Annotated in this window: 18 protein-coding genes; 11 read left to right on the top strand and 7 right to left on the bottom strand. The window is 51.1% G+C overall.

Annotation, left to right across the window (positions count from 1 at the left end; all coding sequences use genetic code 11):
* Positions 1–65 precede the first annotated feature (65 nt).
* Both NWE93_04880 and acs read left to right on the top strand, forming a co-directional pair.
* The gene (locus NWE93_04880; GenBank protein ID MCW3999551.1) at positions 66–656 is read left to right on the top strand and encodes an acetate uptake transporter; all 591 of its coding nucleotides are present in this window, start codon (positions 66–68) and stop codon (positions 654–656) included.
* A 103-nt stretch (positions 657–759) separates the two neighbouring features.
* On the top strand, positions 760–2,721 hold the full coding sequence (acs, locus tag NWE93_04875; GenBank protein MCW3999550.1) for an acetate--CoA ligase: 1,962 nt from the start codon (positions 760–762) through the stop codon (positions 2,719–2,721).
* A gap of 298 nt (positions 2,722–3,019) precedes the next feature.
* Here the strand turns inward: acs and NWE93_04870 are convergent, their stop codons facing one another.
* The 3 genes from NWE93_04870 to NWE93_04860 all read right to left on the bottom strand — a co-directional run bounded on the left by NWE93_04870 (position 3,020) and on the right by NWE93_04860 (position 5,364).
* A complete protein-coding gene (locus NWE93_04870) occupies positions 3,020–3,430 on the bottom strand; it encodes a hypothetical protein (GenBank protein MCW3999549.1) in 411 nt (136 codons plus the stop codon).
* Positions 3,431–3,515: 85 nt separating this feature from the next.
* Positions 3,516–4,631 (bottom strand): molecular chaperone DnaJ, encoded by a 1,116-nt coding sequence (gene dnaJ / locus NWE93_04865; protein ID MCW3999548.1) that lies wholly within the window; start codon positions 4,629–4,631, stop codon positions 3,516–3,518.
* A gap of 226 nt (positions 4,632–4,857) precedes the next feature.
* Entirely contained in the window at positions 4,858–5,364 is a 507-nt protein-coding gene (locus tag NWE93_04860; GenBank protein ID MCW3999547.1) for a hypothetical protein, read from the bottom strand.
* 125 nt (positions 5,365–5,489) lie between these two features.
* Between NWE93_04860 and NWE93_04855 the strand changes: the two genes are divergently transcribed.
* Entirely contained in the window at positions 5,490–5,909 is a 420-nt protein-coding gene (locus tag NWE93_04855; GenBank protein ID MCW3999546.1) for a CBS domain-containing protein, read from the top strand.
* Positions 5,910–6,147: 238 nt separating this feature from the next.
* Here NWE93_04855 and NWE93_04850 read toward each other — a convergent pair whose 3' ends face one another.
* The 3 genes from NWE93_04850 to NWE93_04840 all read right to left on the bottom strand — a co-directional run bounded on the left by NWE93_04850 (position 6,148) and on the right by NWE93_04840 (position 8,578).
* Entirely contained in the window at positions 6,148–6,450 is a 303-nt protein-coding gene (locus NWE93_04850) for a hypothetical protein (GenBank protein ID MCW3999545.1), read from the bottom strand.
* A gap of 61 nt (positions 6,451–6,511) precedes the next feature.
* A complete protein-coding gene (locus NWE93_04845; GenBank protein MCW3999544.1) occupies positions 6,512–8,140 on the bottom strand; it encodes a CTP synthase in 1,629 nt (542 codons plus the stop codon).
* A 111-nt stretch (positions 8,141–8,251) separates the two neighbouring features.
* Positions 8,252–8,578 (bottom strand): zinc-ribbon domain-containing protein, encoded by a 327-nt coding sequence (locus NWE93_04840; protein ID MCW3999543.1) that lies wholly within the window; start codon positions 8,576–8,578, stop codon positions 8,252–8,254.
* A 148-nt stretch (positions 8,579–8,726) separates the two neighbouring features.
* Between NWE93_04840 and NWE93_04835 the strand changes: the two genes are divergently transcribed.
* From NWE93_04835 to NWE93_04805, 7 genes are all read left to right on the top strand, one after another.
* Positions 8,727–8,960, top strand: a complete 234-nt coding sequence (locus tag NWE93_04835) for an Lrp/AsnC ligand binding domain-containing protein (protein ID MCW3999542.1) — start codon at positions 8,727–8,729, stop codon at positions 8,958–8,960.
* A 51-nt stretch (positions 8,961–9,011) separates the two neighbouring features.
* Positions 9,012–9,680: a hypothetical protein gene (locus tag NWE93_04830; protein MCW3999541.1), complete on the top strand. Its 669-nt coding sequence runs from the start codon at positions 9,012–9,014 to the stop codon at positions 9,678–9,680.
* Between the two features lie 59 nt (positions 9,681–9,739).
* Positions 9,740–10,777, top strand: coding sequence for a flippase-like domain-containing protein (locus NWE93_04825; protein MCW3999540.1), 1,038 nt, complete (start codon positions 9,740–9,742; stop codon positions 10,775–10,777).
* Positions 10,778–10,896: 119 nt separating this feature from the next.
* On the top strand, positions 10,897–11,136 hold the full coding sequence (locus NWE93_04820; GenBank protein MCW3999539.1) for an Lrp/AsnC ligand binding domain-containing protein: 240 nt from the start codon (positions 10,897–10,899) through the stop codon (positions 11,134–11,136).
* A 325-nt stretch (positions 11,137–11,461) separates the two neighbouring features.
* Positions 11,462–11,755 carry an Lrp/AsnC family transcriptional regulator gene (locus tag NWE93_04815; protein ID MCW3999538.1) on the top strand — a complete coding sequence of 98 codons (294 nt, stop codon included), beginning with the start codon at positions 11,462–11,464 and terminating at the stop codon, positions 11,753–11,755.
* A 61-nt stretch (positions 11,756–11,816) separates the two neighbouring features.
* Entirely contained in the window at positions 11,817–13,160 is a 1,344-nt protein-coding gene (locus NWE93_04810) for a tRNA(Ile)(2)-agmatinylcytidine synthase (protein ID MCW3999537.1), read from the top strand.
* Positions 13,161–13,281: 121 nt separating this feature from the next.
* Positions 13,282–13,560, top strand: a complete 279-nt coding sequence (locus NWE93_04805; GenBank protein MCW3999536.1) for a hypothetical protein — start codon at positions 13,282–13,284, stop codon at positions 13,558–13,560.
* A gap of 232 nt (positions 13,561–13,792) precedes the next feature.
* Here NWE93_04805 and NWE93_04800 read toward each other — a convergent pair whose 3' ends face one another.
* Positions 13,793–14,287, bottom strand: a complete 495-nt coding sequence (locus NWE93_04800) for a hypothetical protein (GenBank protein MCW3999535.1) — start codon at positions 14,285–14,287, stop codon at positions 13,793–13,795.
* Between the two features lie 277 nt (positions 14,288–14,564).
* Between NWE93_04800 and alaS the strand changes: the two genes are divergently transcribed.
* Positions 14,565–17,369 carry an alanine--tRNA ligase gene (gene alaS / locus NWE93_04795; GenBank protein ID MCW3999534.1) on the top strand — a complete coding sequence of 935 codons (2,805 nt, stop codon included), beginning with the start codon at positions 14,565–14,567 and terminating at the stop codon, positions 17,367–17,369.
* The last annotated feature ends 62 nt before the right edge of the window (positions 17,370–17,431 follow it).

Here is a 17,431-nt window from a genome sequence, read left to right as displayed (position 1 = left end):
ACACAAGCTTTAAATGTAGAATAAACGAATTCAGGTAAAAAGGCATAATTGAGGAAACATTACAGATGAGTGATAAATTAGTAACTAAATTAGCAAACCCCGCTCCGCTTGGACTTTTAGGCTTCGGTTTAACCACGGTCCTGCTCAACCTACACAACGCTGGACTATTCGGCTTAAACAGCATGATCCTTGCTATGGGCTTGGCTTACGGTGGTCTTGCGCAGGTCATCGTCGGCGTCATGGAATTCAAAAAAGGCAACACTTTCGGCACAGTCGCATTCAGTTCATACGGTCTCTTCTGGTGGTCACTGGTTGCTTTGATTCTTCTACCTGGCACATCCTTCTTTAGCAACATTGCCGCGGCTGATAATTCTGCTATGGCTGCTTACTTCTTCATGTGGGGGTTGTTCACGTTAGCGATGTTCTTTGGTACATTGAAGACTAATCGTGCATTGCAATTTGTCTTTGGAAGCTTGGCTATTCTGTTCTTTATGCTTATGGCAAGAGAGTTAATGGGTAACCCAGTTTGGTTCAATACAATCACGGGCATCGAGGGTGTCATTTGCGGGTCAAGTGCGGTTTATTTGGGTCTTGCGGAAGTCTTGAATGAATCAAATCAGAAAACAGTATTGCCAATATGCCCAGTTAAACAATAATTTCCTTTTTTTCCTTATCATTTTTTATTTATACATTTAATGCGAAAACGCTTATATATCTATCACTGTAATCACTGTCCCCAATTGAATTGGGATTGAGAACATGTCAGAAGCTAGTTTACCCTTCAATGAAAGATATTATCCCAGCAGCGTAAAAATTTCTTCTGGAGAAATACGCAAGCAAGAATGGGAACAATCAATCAAGAATCCACAGGAATTTTGGGCTGAAAAAGCCAAAGCAATCGACTGGATCAAGGCACCCAGCAAGGTGCTGGATGATTCCAACCCGCCCTTCTTTAAGTGGTTTGCCGACGGCACACTCAACATAACCTACAACACGCTTGATAGGCATGTTAAGAGTGGTCGCAAAAACAAACTCGCTTACATCTGGGAAGGCGAGATGGGTGAAGTTAAAACCTACACCTACTATCAGCTTTACCGCGAAGTAAACAAACTCGCCAAAGCACTCAAAGAAGCCGGCCTCAAAAAAGGCGACCGCGTCGCTATGTTTTTGCCCGTCATCCCCGAACTCCCGATTGCTCTGTTAGCAACCGTGCGCATCGGCTGTGTCCACACAGTTGTCTTCTCAGGCTTTAGCGCTGAAGCACTCGCAGACCGCGTTAACGACTGCGGAGCCAAAGTGGTCATCACTGCTGACGGCAGCTTCCGCAGAGGCAAACCCGTTTCCATCAAAGACACCTTAGACCGCGCCATGCCAAACATGCCGGGCGTAGAGAAAGTCATCGTTGTCAAACGCACAGGCCAAGAAGTCAAGATGAAAGAGGGCGTTGACGTCTGGTATCATGATGCTATAGCAGCGGCAGGCGCAAACGCATATGTTGAACCAGAAGTCATGAATGCAACTGATCCCCTGTTCATTCTCTACACTTCAGGAACCACCGGCAAGCCAAAAGGCGTCCAGCACGGCACAGGCGGCTACTTGGTTTGGGCTTACTGGACTCTTAAATGGGCATTCAACCCAACAGACCAAGACATCTACTGGTGTGTTGCAGACATCGGCTGGATCACAGGACACACATACAATGTCTATGCACCCCTCAGCCACGGCATAACTGCTTTCCTCTTCGAAGGCACACCTGACTACCCCGCACAGGACCGCTGGTGGGACATGATCGAACGCCATGGCGTAACCATTCTCTACGGCACCCCCACTGCTGTTCGTATGTTCATGAAATTCGGCGAAGAATGGGTCAACAAACACGACCTCAGCACACTACGCGAACTCGGCTCAGTAGGCGAAGCAATCAACCCCGAAGCATGGAAATGGTACTACAGAGTCATCGGCAAAGAAAAACTGCCGATCATTGACACTTGGTGGCAGACAGAAACCGGCGGATTCATGATTACACCTGCATCCGGCATCGAGTTAACACCACTCAAGCCAGGTTCAGCTACGCTGGCTTTGCCAGGAGTTAACGCTGACATCGTTGACGAGAAAGGTCAATCAGTCCCTCAAGGAACCAAAGGCTACCTGGTCATAAAATCTCCATGGCCAGGAATGCTGCAAACCGTCTGGAAAGACCCTGACCGCTTCAAACAAACATACTTCAGCAAATGGCCAGGAATCTACTATGTCGGCGACTACGCAATCCGCGACCCCGACGGCTACTTCTGGCTACTCGGCAGAGCAGACGAAGTCCTCAAAGTCGCAGGCCACAGAATCGGCACAGTCGAACTCGAATCTGCACTCGTCTCTCACCCAGCAGTATCTGAAGCAGCAGTCATGGGCAAAGAAGACGCAGTTAAAGGCGAAGTCCCAGTGGCATTCGTAGTGCTACGCAGCGGCTTCACCCCCTCAGATGAGCTCCGCGTTGAACTCACCAAACACGTCAGAACTACAATTGGTCCAATCGCCACCCCCGAAGCAGTCATAATCGTTGCTAAACTGCCAAAGACCCGCAGCGGCAAAATCATGCGCAGACTCCTCAAAGCAGTCCTCACCGGCGCGCCAATGGGCGACACCAGCACCATCGAAGACGAAGGCAGCATCGAAGACATCAAAGCAACCTACGCTGACCTGCGCAAACAGCTCGAAAAGAAGTAAACCTTCTTTTCCCTTCATTTCTTTTTTAATATTCATCAGAAATACTTCTTGTCAATGACTTTTAGATCAACGAATTCTATCGCAGCTTTGCTTTATCTCGCTCGGCTAGCATTCCTGCCTTGAATAACAACTCACCTGCATAGACATCAAAACTGCATCTGTGCATCTGCCTTACATAAGCTGATGCTGCCCTGCAATCTGCCAGCTAAGGCTGTTTTTTCTGTGCATCTGCTGAGCCTATAAGTAGAGGGGGGATAGAGCGAAATCGCAGCAGAGAACCCCGAAAAAAGAAGGAAGGTTAGAATTGCGGGATAGGTATCCAGCCTGCTGATAAGCCTACGGCTGCCAGTGCAAGCGCGATGACCACCCAAATCACGATTGTGATTATCAACGCGATTATGCTTATAGCCAGCGATTTAAGCCAGCCGCAGTCAAAGAAGTGCTTAACCAGCCCCAGCCAAATCATCAGCAGCACAAGGTAGGTGAACAGCGACAGCAACGCGCCCTCGACTAAAACGGCGACGAAGGCATCAAAGAAGTAGTACACGATCGAGCCCAGCGCGACGATCCAGAGTGCATCGGTGAATTTTGCTTTGCCCTTGCCCGCCAGCAGACGCCCCGAAATATAGAGCGCAGGCACAGTAAAGATAACCATAACCACGATGGTTGCCAGGAGCCCAAAGACGGTTGATGCAATGTCTAAAGCCAAGTTTTTTCACCTTAAAGTAGTTAGGCAGTATCTGGGGTTTACCTTAAAAGGTTTATGCAACCGCTCAGCTGCCAAAAAAGGAGTTTTATATGCGGAATTTGCCTTTCCGCGACACATCAGTGCCCATTTCGCCAGCTAACTGCTCAAGCAGCGCCTTCTGGTTAGCGGTGAGTTTCTGGGGAACCGCGATTCCGACACGTATCAGCAAGTCGCCTCTGCCGTATCCGCGAAACCGTGGCATGCCCTTGCCGCGCAGAGTGATAACTTCGCCGACCTGCGTCCCCGCATGCACCTTGACGGTTGTGGGTCCATCCAGCGTCGGCACAGATATCTCCGAGCCCAAAGCCGCCTGCGGATAAGTAATCATGGCTATATGCCAGAGGTCGTCGCCTTCACGGATGAACTGGGGATGCTGCCGCACATGTACCATCACGTAGAGGTCTCCGGGTTCGCCTAGGCTGGAGGTATATTCGCCTTCGCCTCGGAGCCGAAGCTGAAAACCCTCATCGATGCCAGCGGGAATCTTGACGGTGATTTTGCGTCTTTTACGCATAAGACCTGAGCCGCGGCAGTTGCCGCATGGAGTATCGATGAGCTTGCCAGTGCCCTTGCAGGTGGGGCAAGCCGTGACCTGCACATACATCGCGAAGCCTGCCTTGCGCATATTCTGGACTTTACCTGCTCCATTGCATGATGGGCAGATTCTAGCAGATGTTCCCGGAGCCGCGCCTGAGCCACTGCAGACCTCGCATTTCTCGGTTCGTGGAATCTCGATTTCGCGTTCAGTGCCCTTCGCGGCTTCCTCAAGGCTGATTTCTAAGTCAAAGCCTATGTCTTGTCCACGATTGGTCTGCTCGTAGCCGCCAAAGCCGCCGCCTCCGCCAAAGATGGTGCGAAAGAGGTCTCCAAAACCCATGTCGCGGAATATAGAGTCGAAGTCTGCGCCGCGGAAGATGTCTTCGCTGCTGTATCGTTGGTCAAAGCCGCTGTGGCCCAATGTATCGTACTGCTGGCGTTTCTGGTCGTCGCTTAAAACCGCGTAGGCTTCGCTGATTTCTTTGAATTTGTCTTCTGCGCCAGCTTCTTTGTTGCGGTCGGGGTGATACTGCAGCGCCAGTTTACGGTAGGAGTCCTTAATCTGGTCTTTGGTTGCGCCCCGCTGTACGCCAAGCACTTCATAGTAATCTCGTTTTTGACTCATTGAGCCTTACCGTTTAGGAGGTTTTAGTGAACTTTCATAGAATGCTTGGGCTTGGATTTAAGGGATTTGCCTGTTCAGGTAGCCTTTTTCGGGTATGGGTAGGGCAGTTTTTGTTTAGGTATGTTTTACGCTTCATCTTTGCGCTGGTTCCTATCCCTCTACTGGTTTGTGCATACGACTGAGCTTTCAGCACTAACCTGCCCGCTGAACTTGCCCCGCCACCAATTTAAACTATGTATCGGCCTGACCGCTCAAAATCCCGCACAATTTCCATGCCACGCTTCGACGGATTCAGCGGCGACGAAAGCGGCAGATTCTTCAGCAGCACCCACGGCGACTTGCGCGCCAACTCAGAGGCGATGTGCTCGGCTCCAAAACTCTTCTCCGCCACCACCACAACTTCGCGCCTCACGCCCACCTCTGAGAGGTCGCCTAGCGCATGCAGGTACTCATGTAAAAGCAGGTTGTAGACGAGTGCGTTGACGGTGGCTTTATCAGTGACCTGAGTTTCCACCACATCGACGAGCGCACGGTTAAGCACGATGTTGTTGGTGCCCACCGGGTAGTAAGCGCCCAGCTGCAGCGGCAGGTCGTCGAGGAAAAGCATCATGCAGTTACGGCGCTTGCCCAATGCGTACTGGGCGGTTTGCTGCACGATCTGCCAGACCTCCCCGTAGCTTTTGGCGTTATCCAAGCTGCTGCGGAAATGCTCGGTTCGTTCAGGAGTGCCCAAAATGTGTTCCTCATCGTTAGAGGGAATATTCAAGCCTTTAAGGTTTGCACCTGCCTGGCCGCAAAATAATCGTAAAATTGATAAACAACGTCTGCTTCCTTCATAGCAAATAGGTGAAAAAATAAATGGCAAGCAATGTCACGGTTAAAGACATCATGCAAAAAGACGTTAAAACAGTAGAGAACAACACCGTCCTAAAAGACGTAATCAACTTGATGACTAAATACGACAAAGACGCAATCTTTGTTGTCCAGAGCGGCAAGCCAACCGGCATCATCACAACAAGAGACTTAGTTGTCCGCGCAATGGAAGCTGAAGTACCAATCAGAACCATCATCGCACGCATGGTCTACACAAACCCACTCGTCGTCATCGATCAAGGCGCATCACTTAAAGAAGCAGCTGAACTGATGAAGCACTGGAACATAAAGCACCTCCCAGCAGTTGACAAAAACGGCGCACTCGTCGGCTTAGTCGATGCGATGCAAATCGTCCAGACAGACCCTAAACTGATCCCAATCATGGATTACGCCCGCCGAAAGTAATTTCGGCTCAACACTTTATTTTTTAAATTTTTTGACTTTAGCCTTCATTTGTCAGTGATAAGACTGCCTTTTGCTGTTCTGCTTGTGGCATACTGCACAACCCGCCAGCAACTGCCTAAGCAGCCCTAAACAGAAAAGCTGCCGCCCACAGACGCCACAGGTTGTTGTTGTGTAAAGGCTCCTTGCCACAGCAACAACTATACAAAAACAGGTTTCTAAAAAAATTAGTTATAGCAGTTTACTGCTTTGTGGTTTCTTTTGCCCAAGCTTCCTTGGCGGCTTTTGCTATGGCGTCGATGCTTGGTTGGAGATTCAAATCGTATAGTACGCCTTTAACAAGCTCGTTGTTTATGATCAATGCGATTTCGCCTGGCCGTAGCGGCTCGGGTCGTGTTGATTGGAAAACGCGAAGTACACGTAGGCACATTTTGACGAGTACATTGTTAAGTTCGTCTTGTAGCTGGGTTAATTCGTCTTTTGCTTGGCTCATTTTTTTGCTGTAAGCGTCTGAATCTCTTTCACCGGTAGGTTCCATGCTCATTTTAAATCAATCCTTTAGGGTGTCATGTAAATGGGGCATTATAGCTTTTACTGAAAAAGGGTTAAGAGAGGGATTCTTTGGGTTTACCCAGCTTCTTGTTGACGCATGCCTGGATAAAACCAAAGTATTCTGGTTCAGCCCTGCCGGGTCGACTCTTGAATTCGCCGTGGAACTGCGAGGCAAAATAAAAGTATTTATCCGCCAACTCAAGCGTCTCCATTCTTCTGCCGTCGCTGCTCTTGCCCGTGAAGACAAGACCATGGCTCTTGAAGCACTCGATGTAGTCGAGGTTAACTTCGAAGCGGTGGCGGTGGCGCTCAAAGATTTCTTCCTGTCCATAGAGCTTGTGGGCTAAGCTGCCCTTCTGAAGCACGATTTTGTGGGCGCCCAATCGCATGGTTGCACCCTTGATTTCTACGCCGCGTTGCTCAGGCATAAGGTCGATGACTGGATGGGGGGTTTCAGGGTTGATTTCGCTGCTGTTAGCATCCTTAAGTCCACAGACGTTGCGTGCAAACTCGATTACGGCAAGCTGGAAGCCATAGCATATGCCCAGGAAGGGTATGTCGTTTTCCCTTGCGTACTTTGCAGCCGCAATTTTGCCTTCTGTGCCGCGTGGACCAAACCCATAGGGCACAAAGACGCCGTCGTAGCCTGCGAGTTCCTTGATGCATTCGGGTTCACGCTCGAACTTTTCTGCCTCCAGATAACTAATGCAGACTTTGGCTTTGTTTTCGGCTCCGCCGTGGCGAAGCGCCTCAGTCATGCTGACGTAGCTGTCAGATAACCCCGCGTATTTACCGACCAGCGCGATTTTGACTTCATGCTCGGGGTGAATCATGCCTTCAACAAATGTTTGCCATGCACTGAAGTCTTTGCCCTCACATTTCAAGCCCAACCGTGTACAGATAAAGTCGCCCATGCCCTGCTTATCCAGAATCAGCGGCACCTGATAGACGGTTTCCGCATTATAGGAACAGAAAACCGCGCTTTCAGGGATAGTTCCGAACAATGCGATTTTGCGTAGCGCCTCCGCATCGATCATCTGGGGGCTACGGGCCACGATGGTATCAGGCTGGATACCGATGCGGCGCAGTTCGTTGACGCTGTGCTGAAGGGGCTTGGTCTTCATTTCGCCCGTCACATCCAATATGGGCACCAACGCAACGTGGACGTAGAGGGTGTTCTCGTAGCCTTCCTCCACGCGCATCTGGCGTATGGCCTCAAGGAAAGGCAAGCCTTCGATGTCGCCGACGGTGCCGCCGACCTCCGTGAGTACGATGTCTGCGTTTACGGCTTTGCCTGCGTTTCTGATGCGGTTCTTAATTTCGTTTGTTACATGCGGCACAATTTGGACGCAGCGGCCCAAAAAGTCGCCGTGGCGTTCCTTTTCGATGACGCTGCGGTAGATGGTGCCGGTGGTTAAGTTGTTAGTTTGCTTTAAACTCAAATCCAGGAAGCGTTCATACCAGCCTAGGTCTAGGTCGGTTTCGCCGCCGTCGTCGGTAACGAATACCTCGCCGTGCATGTAGGGGTTCATTGTGCCCGCGTCGATGTTGACGTAGGGGTCGATTTTTACGACGGTGGGTTTTAGGCCTCGTGCCTGAAGCATCTTGCCGATGGAGGAAGTTAAAATTCCCTTACCAACTGAACTCAACACTCCGCCTGTTACGAAAATGTACCTGACCATAGTTTTCCCCGTAATAACTTACTTCTTTCGTTCAAACTTAATATAACTCTTTTGTGCGCGTAGATGTAAAAACGTGCAAGGGCACATGGGAATTAACAGAAAATTGTGTAATTACGGCGAATGCGGTTGACTGTATCTGCGGCTGCGCCTCAGCCCAAGGAGCAGAACCCATATGCCGATAAGGATAAGGACAAGGGGCCAAAAATAGTTCCAGAACGCCCAGAAATTAGTTAAAGCAGCCAACCCGATGATGACTATGAATAAGCCTGCGATGAGTAAGCCGATTCCGCTACCCTGGTGGCGGCGTTCATCGCGGTAGTAGTGGCGGTATTCATAGCGGGTATAGGGTCTGCTGTCCATATTGAGGGGTGCTCCACAGTTTGAGCAGTGGATTGCGCCGTCGGGGTTTTGGGTGCCGCATCTGGTGCAGTAAACCATAGCAAATATTCCTCGACTACACGATTAGACACCGTAGGCTCATAAGATTTTTGGTGCTTCATGCTTAAGATTCAGGCAGCAAACCCCTTGAGGTCTGCATAAGAACTATTAACTACGTTTGTACTCTCTAAAAGATGGAGATTCACTTATGCCTCAAGCCTTTGTCCTCATCAACGTTGAATCCGGCATGGAAGAGGAAGTTATTACAAACCTTAAAAAAACCTCGGGAGTCGAGGAAGCCTACTATTCCTATGGCGTCTACGACATCATCACGAAGGTAAAAGCGGAATCCATGGAGAAGCTAAAAGACATGGTAACCCATGACATCCGAACCTTAAGCCATGTCCGCTCCACCCTCACCCTCATCATGATGGAAGAGTAAAGCCGCCCGCGGAGGCGTCAGTTTTATTAGCATAGACGCTTAAGAGACCCTATGCTTGGAAAGTTTACCTTGGCGGCTGCCCTGCTGATTCTGCTTGCAGGTTTGGCTTATTTTGCATCAGCTGACTTCTCTGTGGGTGTTAAAAGCGGCGACTGGATCGAGTATGCGGTTTCCTCTACGGGGTCGCCAACGCAGGGACATGATGTTACCTGGGCACGCATGGAGGTGCAGGAGGTATCCGGCGGCAACATCTCTGTCTCGATTACCTCCCGGTTCAGCGACGGCTCAAATGAAACCACCAACTACACCCTAAACCTGGCAACGGGGCATCTTATCGACGACTTCATCATCCCCGCCGGGCTCCAAGTCGGCGACAGCTTCCCCGACGAGAACCTCGGCACCGTAACCATCACCAGCGCCCAGACGCTTTCGTATGCAGGCGCAGAGCGCTCTGTTTTGTCTGCTTCAATAGGCAACAACACCTACATTTGGGATCAAGCCACGGGGGTAAGCTTAGAGGGCACCTCCGCAACCAGCGAGTACACCATCCACACGATAGCTCAATCCACCAACATGTGGTCGCCTGCTAAAGAGACTCTGGGCTTAGAGACCATTGTATGGGTTCTTGCTGTTGCCTCTGTTTTCACGGCAGTTTTGTTAGTTTTCACGGCATGGTACATCAAGCGGAAGGCTTCTCAGAGACGCCGCAGGTTATCTTAGGTCGATTCTGCTAAGCCTTTAAATGGTTAAGCACCGATGGTAATTAGAGCTTGAGATTCATGGATAAGGAAAAAAACCCTCGCAAAATCAACCCGATGTGGCTAGTGATGGCTGCGGGGCTAATTGCCCTTATCCTCTACGTGTTCTTCTACGTTGACCCCGCCCAAGTCGCCGATATCCTCTCTCAAACCAACCTCGCCATCTACTCCTGCGCCTTCGTAACCTACACTCTCTACACCCTCTGCTCAGCCCTGGTGTGGCGTGGCCTGCTCGGAGGATTAGCAGTGAAGATCAGCCGCCGCAAAGCCTTCCTCTTCACCTGGGTGGGATTATTCTTCGAAGCCACCGTGCCGCAGCTGGGCTGGTCAGCGGAAATCTCCAAAACCTACCTTTACTCCAAAGACAGCAAGGTTGAAGCAGGCAGCGTAGGCGCCTCGGTGGTTGGACAAAAAATCTTCACCATGACCCTAACCATCAGCGCGTTGACTGCTGGTTTGGCGTTGCTGCTGCTTCGCTATTCGCTGCCGCTTTCAACGGCGCTGCTTATCGGCGTGGTCCTGTTCCTCTCTATCCTTGCCTTGGCAGTCGTTTACTACATTAGCCTAAAGCCCAAAGCCACCAAAACCCTGCTGGGCTGGGCCGTTAAGGTCATAAGGTTATTCCGCAAAAACTGGAACCCTCAGGGCTTCACCGACAAAGCCGAGGGGCTGCTGGGGCAGTTCCACACGGGCATGGTGCAGCTTAGAACTAATCCCCGGGCGCTTGTTGCACCCATCGTTCTTTCGGTGCTGGGTTTTGTCTTTGAGGTGTCAGTTATGTTTCTTGCGTTTGCTGCGCTTGGGCAGCCTGTGCAGGCGGATGTTGTGCTGATTGTCTTTGCTTTGACTGGGACATTGCAGACGGTGGGCGCTACGTTTGTGGGGTTCCCCGAGTTAATCATGACGGTGACGCTTCAGGCGTTAAGCATTGCTCCTTCGGTGGCGTTGTCGGTTACGCTGCTGACGCGGGTGGTTACCCTCTGGTTTAGATTAGGCGTATCGTATGGCGCTTTGCAGTGGGCTGGAATAAAGATACTTAAGCAAAACAAGGATGCCTAACCTACAAAATCGCTTAACGCGCTGCAATTATCGCTACGGCACTCATTTAGGGCAGCGCTTGGCTGGTCGATAGGAATGTTTTAATGCAAACAGAACTAAAGTGTTACTTGAGGATAATTATGCCTACAGCGTTTGTATTGATTAACACCGAGATAGGCTCTGAATCTGATGTTTTAAAGGAACTTAAAAAGGTTGAAGGCGTCGAGGAAGCCTCAGCCGTTTACGGCGTCTACGACATTGTTGCCCGAGTTAAAGCCGACACGATGGATAAACTCAAAGAAATCGTAACTTGGCGTATCCGACGCCTCGACAAGGTTCGCTCGACGCTCACCATGATTGTCGTGGAAGAAAAACAGTAAAACTTCAACCCCTCATCTATCAGACCGCAAGAAATTGCTTTTCCAGGCGAGTTAGCGGTTGTGATTGTACAAGCACAGTCACATAGTTTTAAATTTTTTTAGAAAGAATAGTTTGCAGTGCGTCTGAGCTGGTGAAAATGTCAACAACTTTGCATAACCACGGATTGCAAATGGAAGCGGCATCGGCAAGAGGATGCATAATCTTTTTTAGCGGTTGGCTTATGAGGACTGGATACACCTTGAAGATTTTTGCGTTCTCCACGAGCAGCACAGAGCAACCAATCCTCTAAACCAACCCCCCCACCCAATGTATAGGAGAAAAAATATGCCAACAGCTTATGTCTTGTTGAATACGGAGATCGGAGCAGAAAACCAAGTGCTAAATGCTCTGAAAGGAATCGAGGGCGTCAAGGAAGCCCATAGCCTCTGGGGCGTATATGACATCATTGCACACGTCAACGCCGACAGCATGGATAAACTCAAGTTCATAATTAGCCACAAAATTTCGGATGTCGGCAAAATAAACTCTAAGTTAACCATGATTATCACCGAGCAGAAGCCCCATCCTACGCCAGAGCACATGGTTTTTGAGCCCGAAACGATGATGCAGACAGCCTAAACTTTTTTGGCTGAAAATATTTTTTACCTTCCACCCCTTTGTTTCAGTCGGAGACCTGCCCTTGACGACCCAGCGTACCATGCATATTGGCCTAGATGACACTGACTCAACCAAGGGAGGCTGCACAACCTACCTAACCGCTGTTCTCATTGAAAAGCTAAGGCGGTTTAATGTGTCTTTTTTGGATTATCCGCTGCTGATTCGCCTCAACCCCAACGTGCCTTGGAAAACCCGTGGCAACGGCGCGCTGTGCCTGCGATTAACATATCCTGAGGCGTTTGAAGAGCAAATCCGAGAAACCGCGCTGACGCTCTGGGAGGAGCACTCGGCGGTCAACGAAAAAGGCACCGACCCCGGCATAGTCTTCTTCAACGGAGCAGAAGTGCCCGAGGAATTAACAGAGTTCTCGAGGCGCGCCGAAACAACCATCGTTACCCTCAAAGAAGCCATGGAGCTCATCAAAAAGTTCGGCGCGGAGGCATCGGGCTTTAACAGTTGCCGAGGAATCGTCGGTGCCTTGGCGGCGGTGGGGGAAACCCTGCGCTGCGACCACACCTACGAGTTAATCGCCTACCGCAAACCCGAAAACCTCGGGGGCAAACGCCGGGTAGATGAGGCGTCGATTTTTGAGATGGACCGCCAAACCCAGCCCTTCACCTATAACAACGTTGACCACGAGAAAGGCAGAGTGATCATTACGCCCCGTGGACCCGACCCGATTCTCTTTGGCATCCGCGGGGAATCAGCAGGAATCGTTAAGCAAGCCTTCAGCATCGTTAAGCCCCTTGAGCCAGTGGAGCGCTGGGTGATATTCCGAAGCAACCAGGGCACCGACGCCCATCTACAGGGGGTTTTGCAGCTCAGCCAAATCCAGCCTTACAGCTCAATCGTCGTTAAAGGCGTGGTGTCTAAGCCTCCGCATATAGTTCCCCTGCGCCACGTCATCTTCTCTCTCAAGGATGCCTCAGCGGAGGTGGACTGCGCCGCCTACGAACCTACTGGTGATCTGCGCAAAATCGCGCGACAGCTTGAAGTCGGCGACGAAGTCGAAGTTGTAGGCGCCGCACATAAAGCCACACAGACTAAGCCATTGACGGTTAACCTCGAAAAAATCCGCATCCTCAATCTCACCCAAAAAACGCAGAGCCAAAATCCCATCTGCCCCAACTGTGGCAAACGCCTCAAATCCATGGGTAAAAATCAGGGGCTGCGCTGTGAACACTGCGGCAACAGGTACCCTGAATTGAAAAAGAGCCAATCCGCCATACCCCGTGCACTCAAGGAGGGGTTGTATGTGACTTCGACTCGGAGTCAGCGTCACTTAACTAAGCCGCTGAGGCGCTATGGGCAAGAAAAAACCTGCGGTTTTGACGTGCGGTTTATTGAAGATTGGTATTTCCCATAAATATGTGGTAACGATAATCAACAGTCGCTTTCTTGGATGCACTAGAGGTGAGCGATGCTTATTAGGTGGTTAGAAGAGGTGTTGGAAATAATTATCGCATAAAGATGGAGCAGACGCAAGTATGGCTGAAGTTAAACCAGCGCAGATAAAAATAGGGGAACTAAGCGACGTTAAATGTCCGCTTTGCGGCCGGTTTTTTCCAGAAAATCAGCTTGAAATCCCAGGCGAGGTTCCTGCTATGTGTGTTCGCTGCGTGATTGATGCGCCGGTAATGCGTCAGATCGCCAGCGACGTAAACAACAGTGCCCTGCTTGATGACTTGATTGCAAACTGGGATGATGCCTACAAAAAAGCGCTACACCGCAAACTCGACGGCAAGGGCTGCGAACCCCAACCTTAGTGCCTCTTTTCCCCCAAAATATTTTGGGCGTTTACAAGTAAAGCCAAATATCCCAACAAACAGGCGTTTGCTTCGGCAACCTGCATCCGAAGGAAACAGGCGCTTGGGGTGCCCTGTTCGCTTAAGAGGGTTGTATGTGACTTTGACTCATACCCAACGTGACTATAAGCAACTGGCGCGATATGGACATACTAAGTTCTGCATTAGATATCGTCTAATCGGCGCTTGGCATTCATTTGCTTTGCAGCACACCTCGTCCATAGAAGTCGGGCGAGCAGGGGGGCGAATCAAACGATGCCCCGTTTGCTGTAGTTAGGGTTAAAACGTAAGTGCCGCCCAAGCTAAACGAAACTGCGTTTTGGTTAAATACGATTTTTATGGCTGTACCGTTCGCTGGCAGGATATGTTGCACTGTATTGTCGGTTGCCATGATGTTTCCTTGATCATCCTTTAGGGCCAGCTTAGTTACAAGGATTTCTTGTCCAGATTGAGAATAAGCCTTCACCGATAATGCCGTGCTATTGTCTATGCCTACGGATTGAAAGGCAATTTTTTCAACTGGAACGGCTGTTGGCGTAGGTTCAGCGGTGGGCGGGGGAGTTACTGTAGCGGTGGGGGTTGGTGTAGCTTTCTTGGAATTATCGTTGAATTGTGAAGCGCCAACCGCGATTATCACTACTGCCGCTATGAGAAAGATAGCAAGTGCAATTAGGGCTTGGTGTCTCATGGCTGATCAAGCCATGTTAACTATGTATCTAGTATATTAAACTAGTCAGTAGAACAATAGATCGTGTGGCAATTACAAGGGCATACTGTGTAAAAGATTCATTTGCCTGAATTTTTTTTAGCCCTTGCATAAACTTAAGGGTGCCCTCATAGGCTGACGCTTTGTCGCCAAGAGCTGTTTCCCCCAATTAACCCGGAAAGCCATTGAAATGCTTTAAATCCATGAGAACCATAACCCCTCTACAACACAAAACTTACACTTCACCGAGGCAACATCGATGGTTGAAAAAAGTTTCCCCAAAGAAGCTTACGAGTTACCATTCTTTAAACAAGAAGGCTTTATCCGAAAGCATTGCCCACGCTGCGGCGAATACTTCTGGACGCAGAACGCAGACCAGGAAACCTGCGGCGAATCCGGCAGCGACGAATGCGGATGCTACAGTTTCCTTGGCAACCCCGCGACGAAAAAGAAGTTCACGCTTCCCCAGATGCGCGAGGCGTTTCTGAGCTTCTTTGAGAAAAACGGGCACACACGCATCAAGCCCTACCCCGTGGTGGCACGCTGGCGCAAAGACATCTACCTTACCCACGCCAGCATCATCGACTTCCAGCCCTACGTCACCGAGGGCATCGCGCCGCCCCCAGCAAATCCCCTGGTGATTTCTCAACCATCAATCCGATTAACCGACATCTCCAACACTGGACCCACATTTGGGCGGCACCTAACCATCTTTGAAATGGGCGGCGCCCACGCCTTCAACTACCCCGACAAGGAAGTCTACTGGAAAGACGACACCGTCCGCTTCCACCAGCGCTTCTGCACCGAAGTTTTGGGCATCCCCTCCGAGGAAGTCATCTACAAGGAGGGGGTTTGGGTCGGCGGCGGCAACGCGGGGCCCGACGTGGAATGTATCGTGCGGGGCTTAGAGGTGGGGACGCTTGTGTTTATGCAGTACAAGGTAGTGGGCGACGAATTCGTCGAGTTGCCTATACGCACGGTGGACACGGGCTATGGCATCGACCGCTTCACCTGGATAAGCCAGGGTGTACCGAGCCTTTTCCAGGCAATCTATGGGGATCTGCTCGACAAAGTCCTCTCTATGGCAGGCATCACCAACGTAGACAACGATTTCCTCGCAAAAGTCGCCAAATACTCCGGCTTAGTCAGCGTGGATAAACGCGCTAACCGCATGGTCGCCCGCAAACGCGTCTCGGAGCTAACAGGCATCGATTTGGCTACGCTAGAAAAAGTGCTTGTGCCCATCGAGAACGCCTGGGCAGTCACCGACCACACCAAAACCCTCAGCTTCATGCTATCCGAGGGCGTGGTGCCATCCAACATCCAGGAAGGCTACCTGGCAAGGCTGCTGTTCCGCCGCGTCTACCGCCTCATGCGCACCCTCAACATGCAGCCCGATCAACTCTACAGCATCATCGATATGCAGGCTGATTATTGGGCACAAGATTTCCCCCACATCAAAGAGATGCAGAAGGAAATCGTGGAGATGCTTAAGGTGGAGGAAGAAAAATTCAAAGACACGCTCCAACGCGGCGAAGGCATCGTTAAACGCGTCGCTACGGACCTCAAATCCAAGGGCTCCACTAAGCTTCCGCAGGATAAACTCGCTGAACTATACGATTCACAGGGGCTGCCGCCTGAAATCGTTAAGCAAGCCGCCGAAAACGAAGGCGTCGAAGTTGAGGTTCCCGAAAACTTCTATGCTTTGGTGGCCAATCGCCATATGGCGGCTTCAAAGCCCGTGGAAGAGGAAGAAGCCCAAGCGGAAGAAACACTTGAGAAAGCCGCTGAGGCGCTTCCCGCAACCGAGCAAATCTACTACCGAGACGTTTACATGCGGGAATTCGACGCTAAAGTGCAAAAAATCATCGGCGGCGTCTACGTGGTTCTGCAGGGCACCTGCTTTTATCCGGAAGGCGGCGGGCAACCCAGCGACCAAGGCGCATTAATCGCCGACGGCGTCAAATACGACGTGTTGGATGTGCAGAAAATCGGCAAAGTCATCGTACACAAACTTGGCACCCCCGCCCTCTTCGCGGAAGACGCTACCGTCCATGGCTGCCTAGACTGGGAACGCCGCTACCAACTCATGAAGAGCCACACCGTCACGCACCTCATAAACGGCGCTGCGCGGCGGGCACTAGGCGAGCACGTGTGGCAATCGGGCACCCAGAAGGGCCTGGAAACCTCACGCATCGACATCAGCCACTACCGACGCCTCAGCCAAGAGGAAATCCACAAAATCGAAACCCTCGCCAACCAAGCCATCCAAGCCAACATGAAAGTCCAAACCACCTGGTACCCCCGCAACGAAGCCGAATCACTCTATGGCTTCCGACTCTACCAGGGCGGCGCTGTACCCGGCAAGGACATCCGCGTCGTCAAAACCGGCGATTGGGATGTGGAAGCCTGCGCGGGCACCCATCTGGGCAGCACCGGCGAGGTGGGCTTTGTCAAAATCGTCTACAACGAGCGCGTGCAGGATGGCGTGGAGCGGCTGGGTTATGCTGTGGGGCTTAAGGCGCTTAAGGCTGTGCAGGAACAGGAAAGCCTGCTTGGGCGCGTTTCAGAGGCCCTTAACTCGCCGATTGATAAGCTTGATAAAACCGCTGAGAAAGTCGTTAAGGAACTCAGGGAAGTGCAGGTGGAGAAGCGCCGCTTAATAAAGGAACTCGCCGAGAAAGAAAGCGCGTCGGGCCAAACACAAACCGGCGAGGCAGAAGACATCGGAGGCGTCGCCCTCGTTAAACGTGACTTCGGCGAAGTCATCGACGTCAACCGCATGGTCCAAACCGCCCAAGAAGTCATCAAACGCAACCCCGCCGCCGTCACCGTCTACTTTGGCTGCGACGGCAAAAGCTGCCGCCTCCTGCTCATGGCAGGCGACGCTGCAGTGGCCAAGGGCATCAACTGCGGCGCAGTCATAAAAGATGCTGCTCCCGTTATGGGCGGCGGAGGCGGCGGACGCGCCAACTTCGCGCAGGGCGGCGGCACCCAATGCGGCAAACTCGTCGATGCCGTGGCGGCGGCGCAGACTGCGGTAAGAAAGCAGCTTGAAAAATAGCGCGTTTTCCCCCTTTCTTTTTGGTTACACTTTTATAGTCAGCCACCTAAGCGTATCTGGGT

This window comes from Candidatus Bathyarchaeota archaeon, from assembly GCA_026014735.1.
In the GTDB taxonomy this organism is placed as follows: Archaea; Thermoproteota; Bathyarchaeia; order Bathyarchaeales; family Bathycorpusculaceae; genus Bathycorpusculum.
This window is presented reverse-complemented; position numbering and strand designations above follow the sequence as displayed.

Excerpts from the sequence above, each read along its gene's own strand:
- NWE93_04880 (MCW3999551.1), top strand. The coding sequence starts at position 66 with ATGAGTGATAAATTAGTAACTAAATTAGCAAACCCCGCTCCGCTTGGA.
- acs (MCW3999550.1), top strand. The coding sequence starts at position 760 with ATGTCAGAAGCTAGTTTACCCTTCAATGAAAGATATTATCCCAGCAGC.
- dnaJ (MCW3999548.1), bottom strand. The coding sequence starts at position 4,631 with ATGAGTCAAAAACGAGATTACTATGAAGTGCTTGGCGTACAGCGGGGC.
- NWE93_04855 (MCW3999546.1), top strand. The coding sequence starts at position 5,490 with ATGGCAAGCAATGTCACGGTTAAAGACATCATGCAAAAAGACGTTAAA.
- NWE93_04850 (MCW3999545.1), bottom strand. The coding sequence starts at position 6,450 with ATGAGCATGGAACCTACCGGTGAAAGAGATTCAGACGCTTACAGCAAA.
- NWE93_04845 (MCW3999544.1), bottom strand. The coding sequence starts at position 8,140 with ATGGTCAGGTACATTTTCGTAACAGGCGGAGTGTTGAGTTCAGTTGGT.
- NWE93_04840 (MCW3999543.1), bottom strand. The coding sequence starts at position 8,578 with ATGGTTTACTGCACCAGATGCGGCACCCAAAACCCCGACGGCGCAATC.
- NWE93_04835 (MCW3999542.1), top strand. The coding sequence starts at position 8,727 with ATGCCTCAAGCCTTTGTCCTCATCAACGTTGAATCCGGCATGGAAGAG.
- NWE93_04830 (MCW3999541.1), top strand. The coding sequence starts at position 9,012 with ATGCTTGGAAAGTTTACCTTGGCGGCTGCCCTGCTGATTCTGCTTGCA.
- NWE93_04825 (MCW3999540.1), top strand. The coding sequence starts at position 9,740 with ATGGATAAGGAAAAAAACCCTCGCAAAATCAACCCGATGTGGCTAGTG.
- NWE93_04820 (MCW3999539.1), top strand. The coding sequence starts at position 10,897 with ATGCCTACAGCGTTTGTATTGATTAACACCGAGATAGGCTCTGAATCT.
- NWE93_04815 (MCW3999538.1), top strand. The coding sequence starts at position 11,462 with ATGCCAACAGCTTATGTCTTGTTGAATACGGAGATCGGAGCAGAAAAC.
- NWE93_04805 (MCW3999536.1), top strand. The coding sequence starts at position 13,282 with ATGGCTGAAGTTAAACCAGCGCAGATAAAAATAGGGGAACTAAGCGAC.
- NWE93_04800 (MCW3999535.1), bottom strand. The coding sequence starts at position 14,287 with ATGAGACACCAAGCCCTAATTGCACTTGCTATCTTTCTCATAGCGGCA.
- alaS (MCW3999534.1), top strand. The coding sequence starts at position 14,565 with ATGGTTGAAAAAAGTTTCCCCAAAGAAGCTTACGAGTTACCATTCTTT.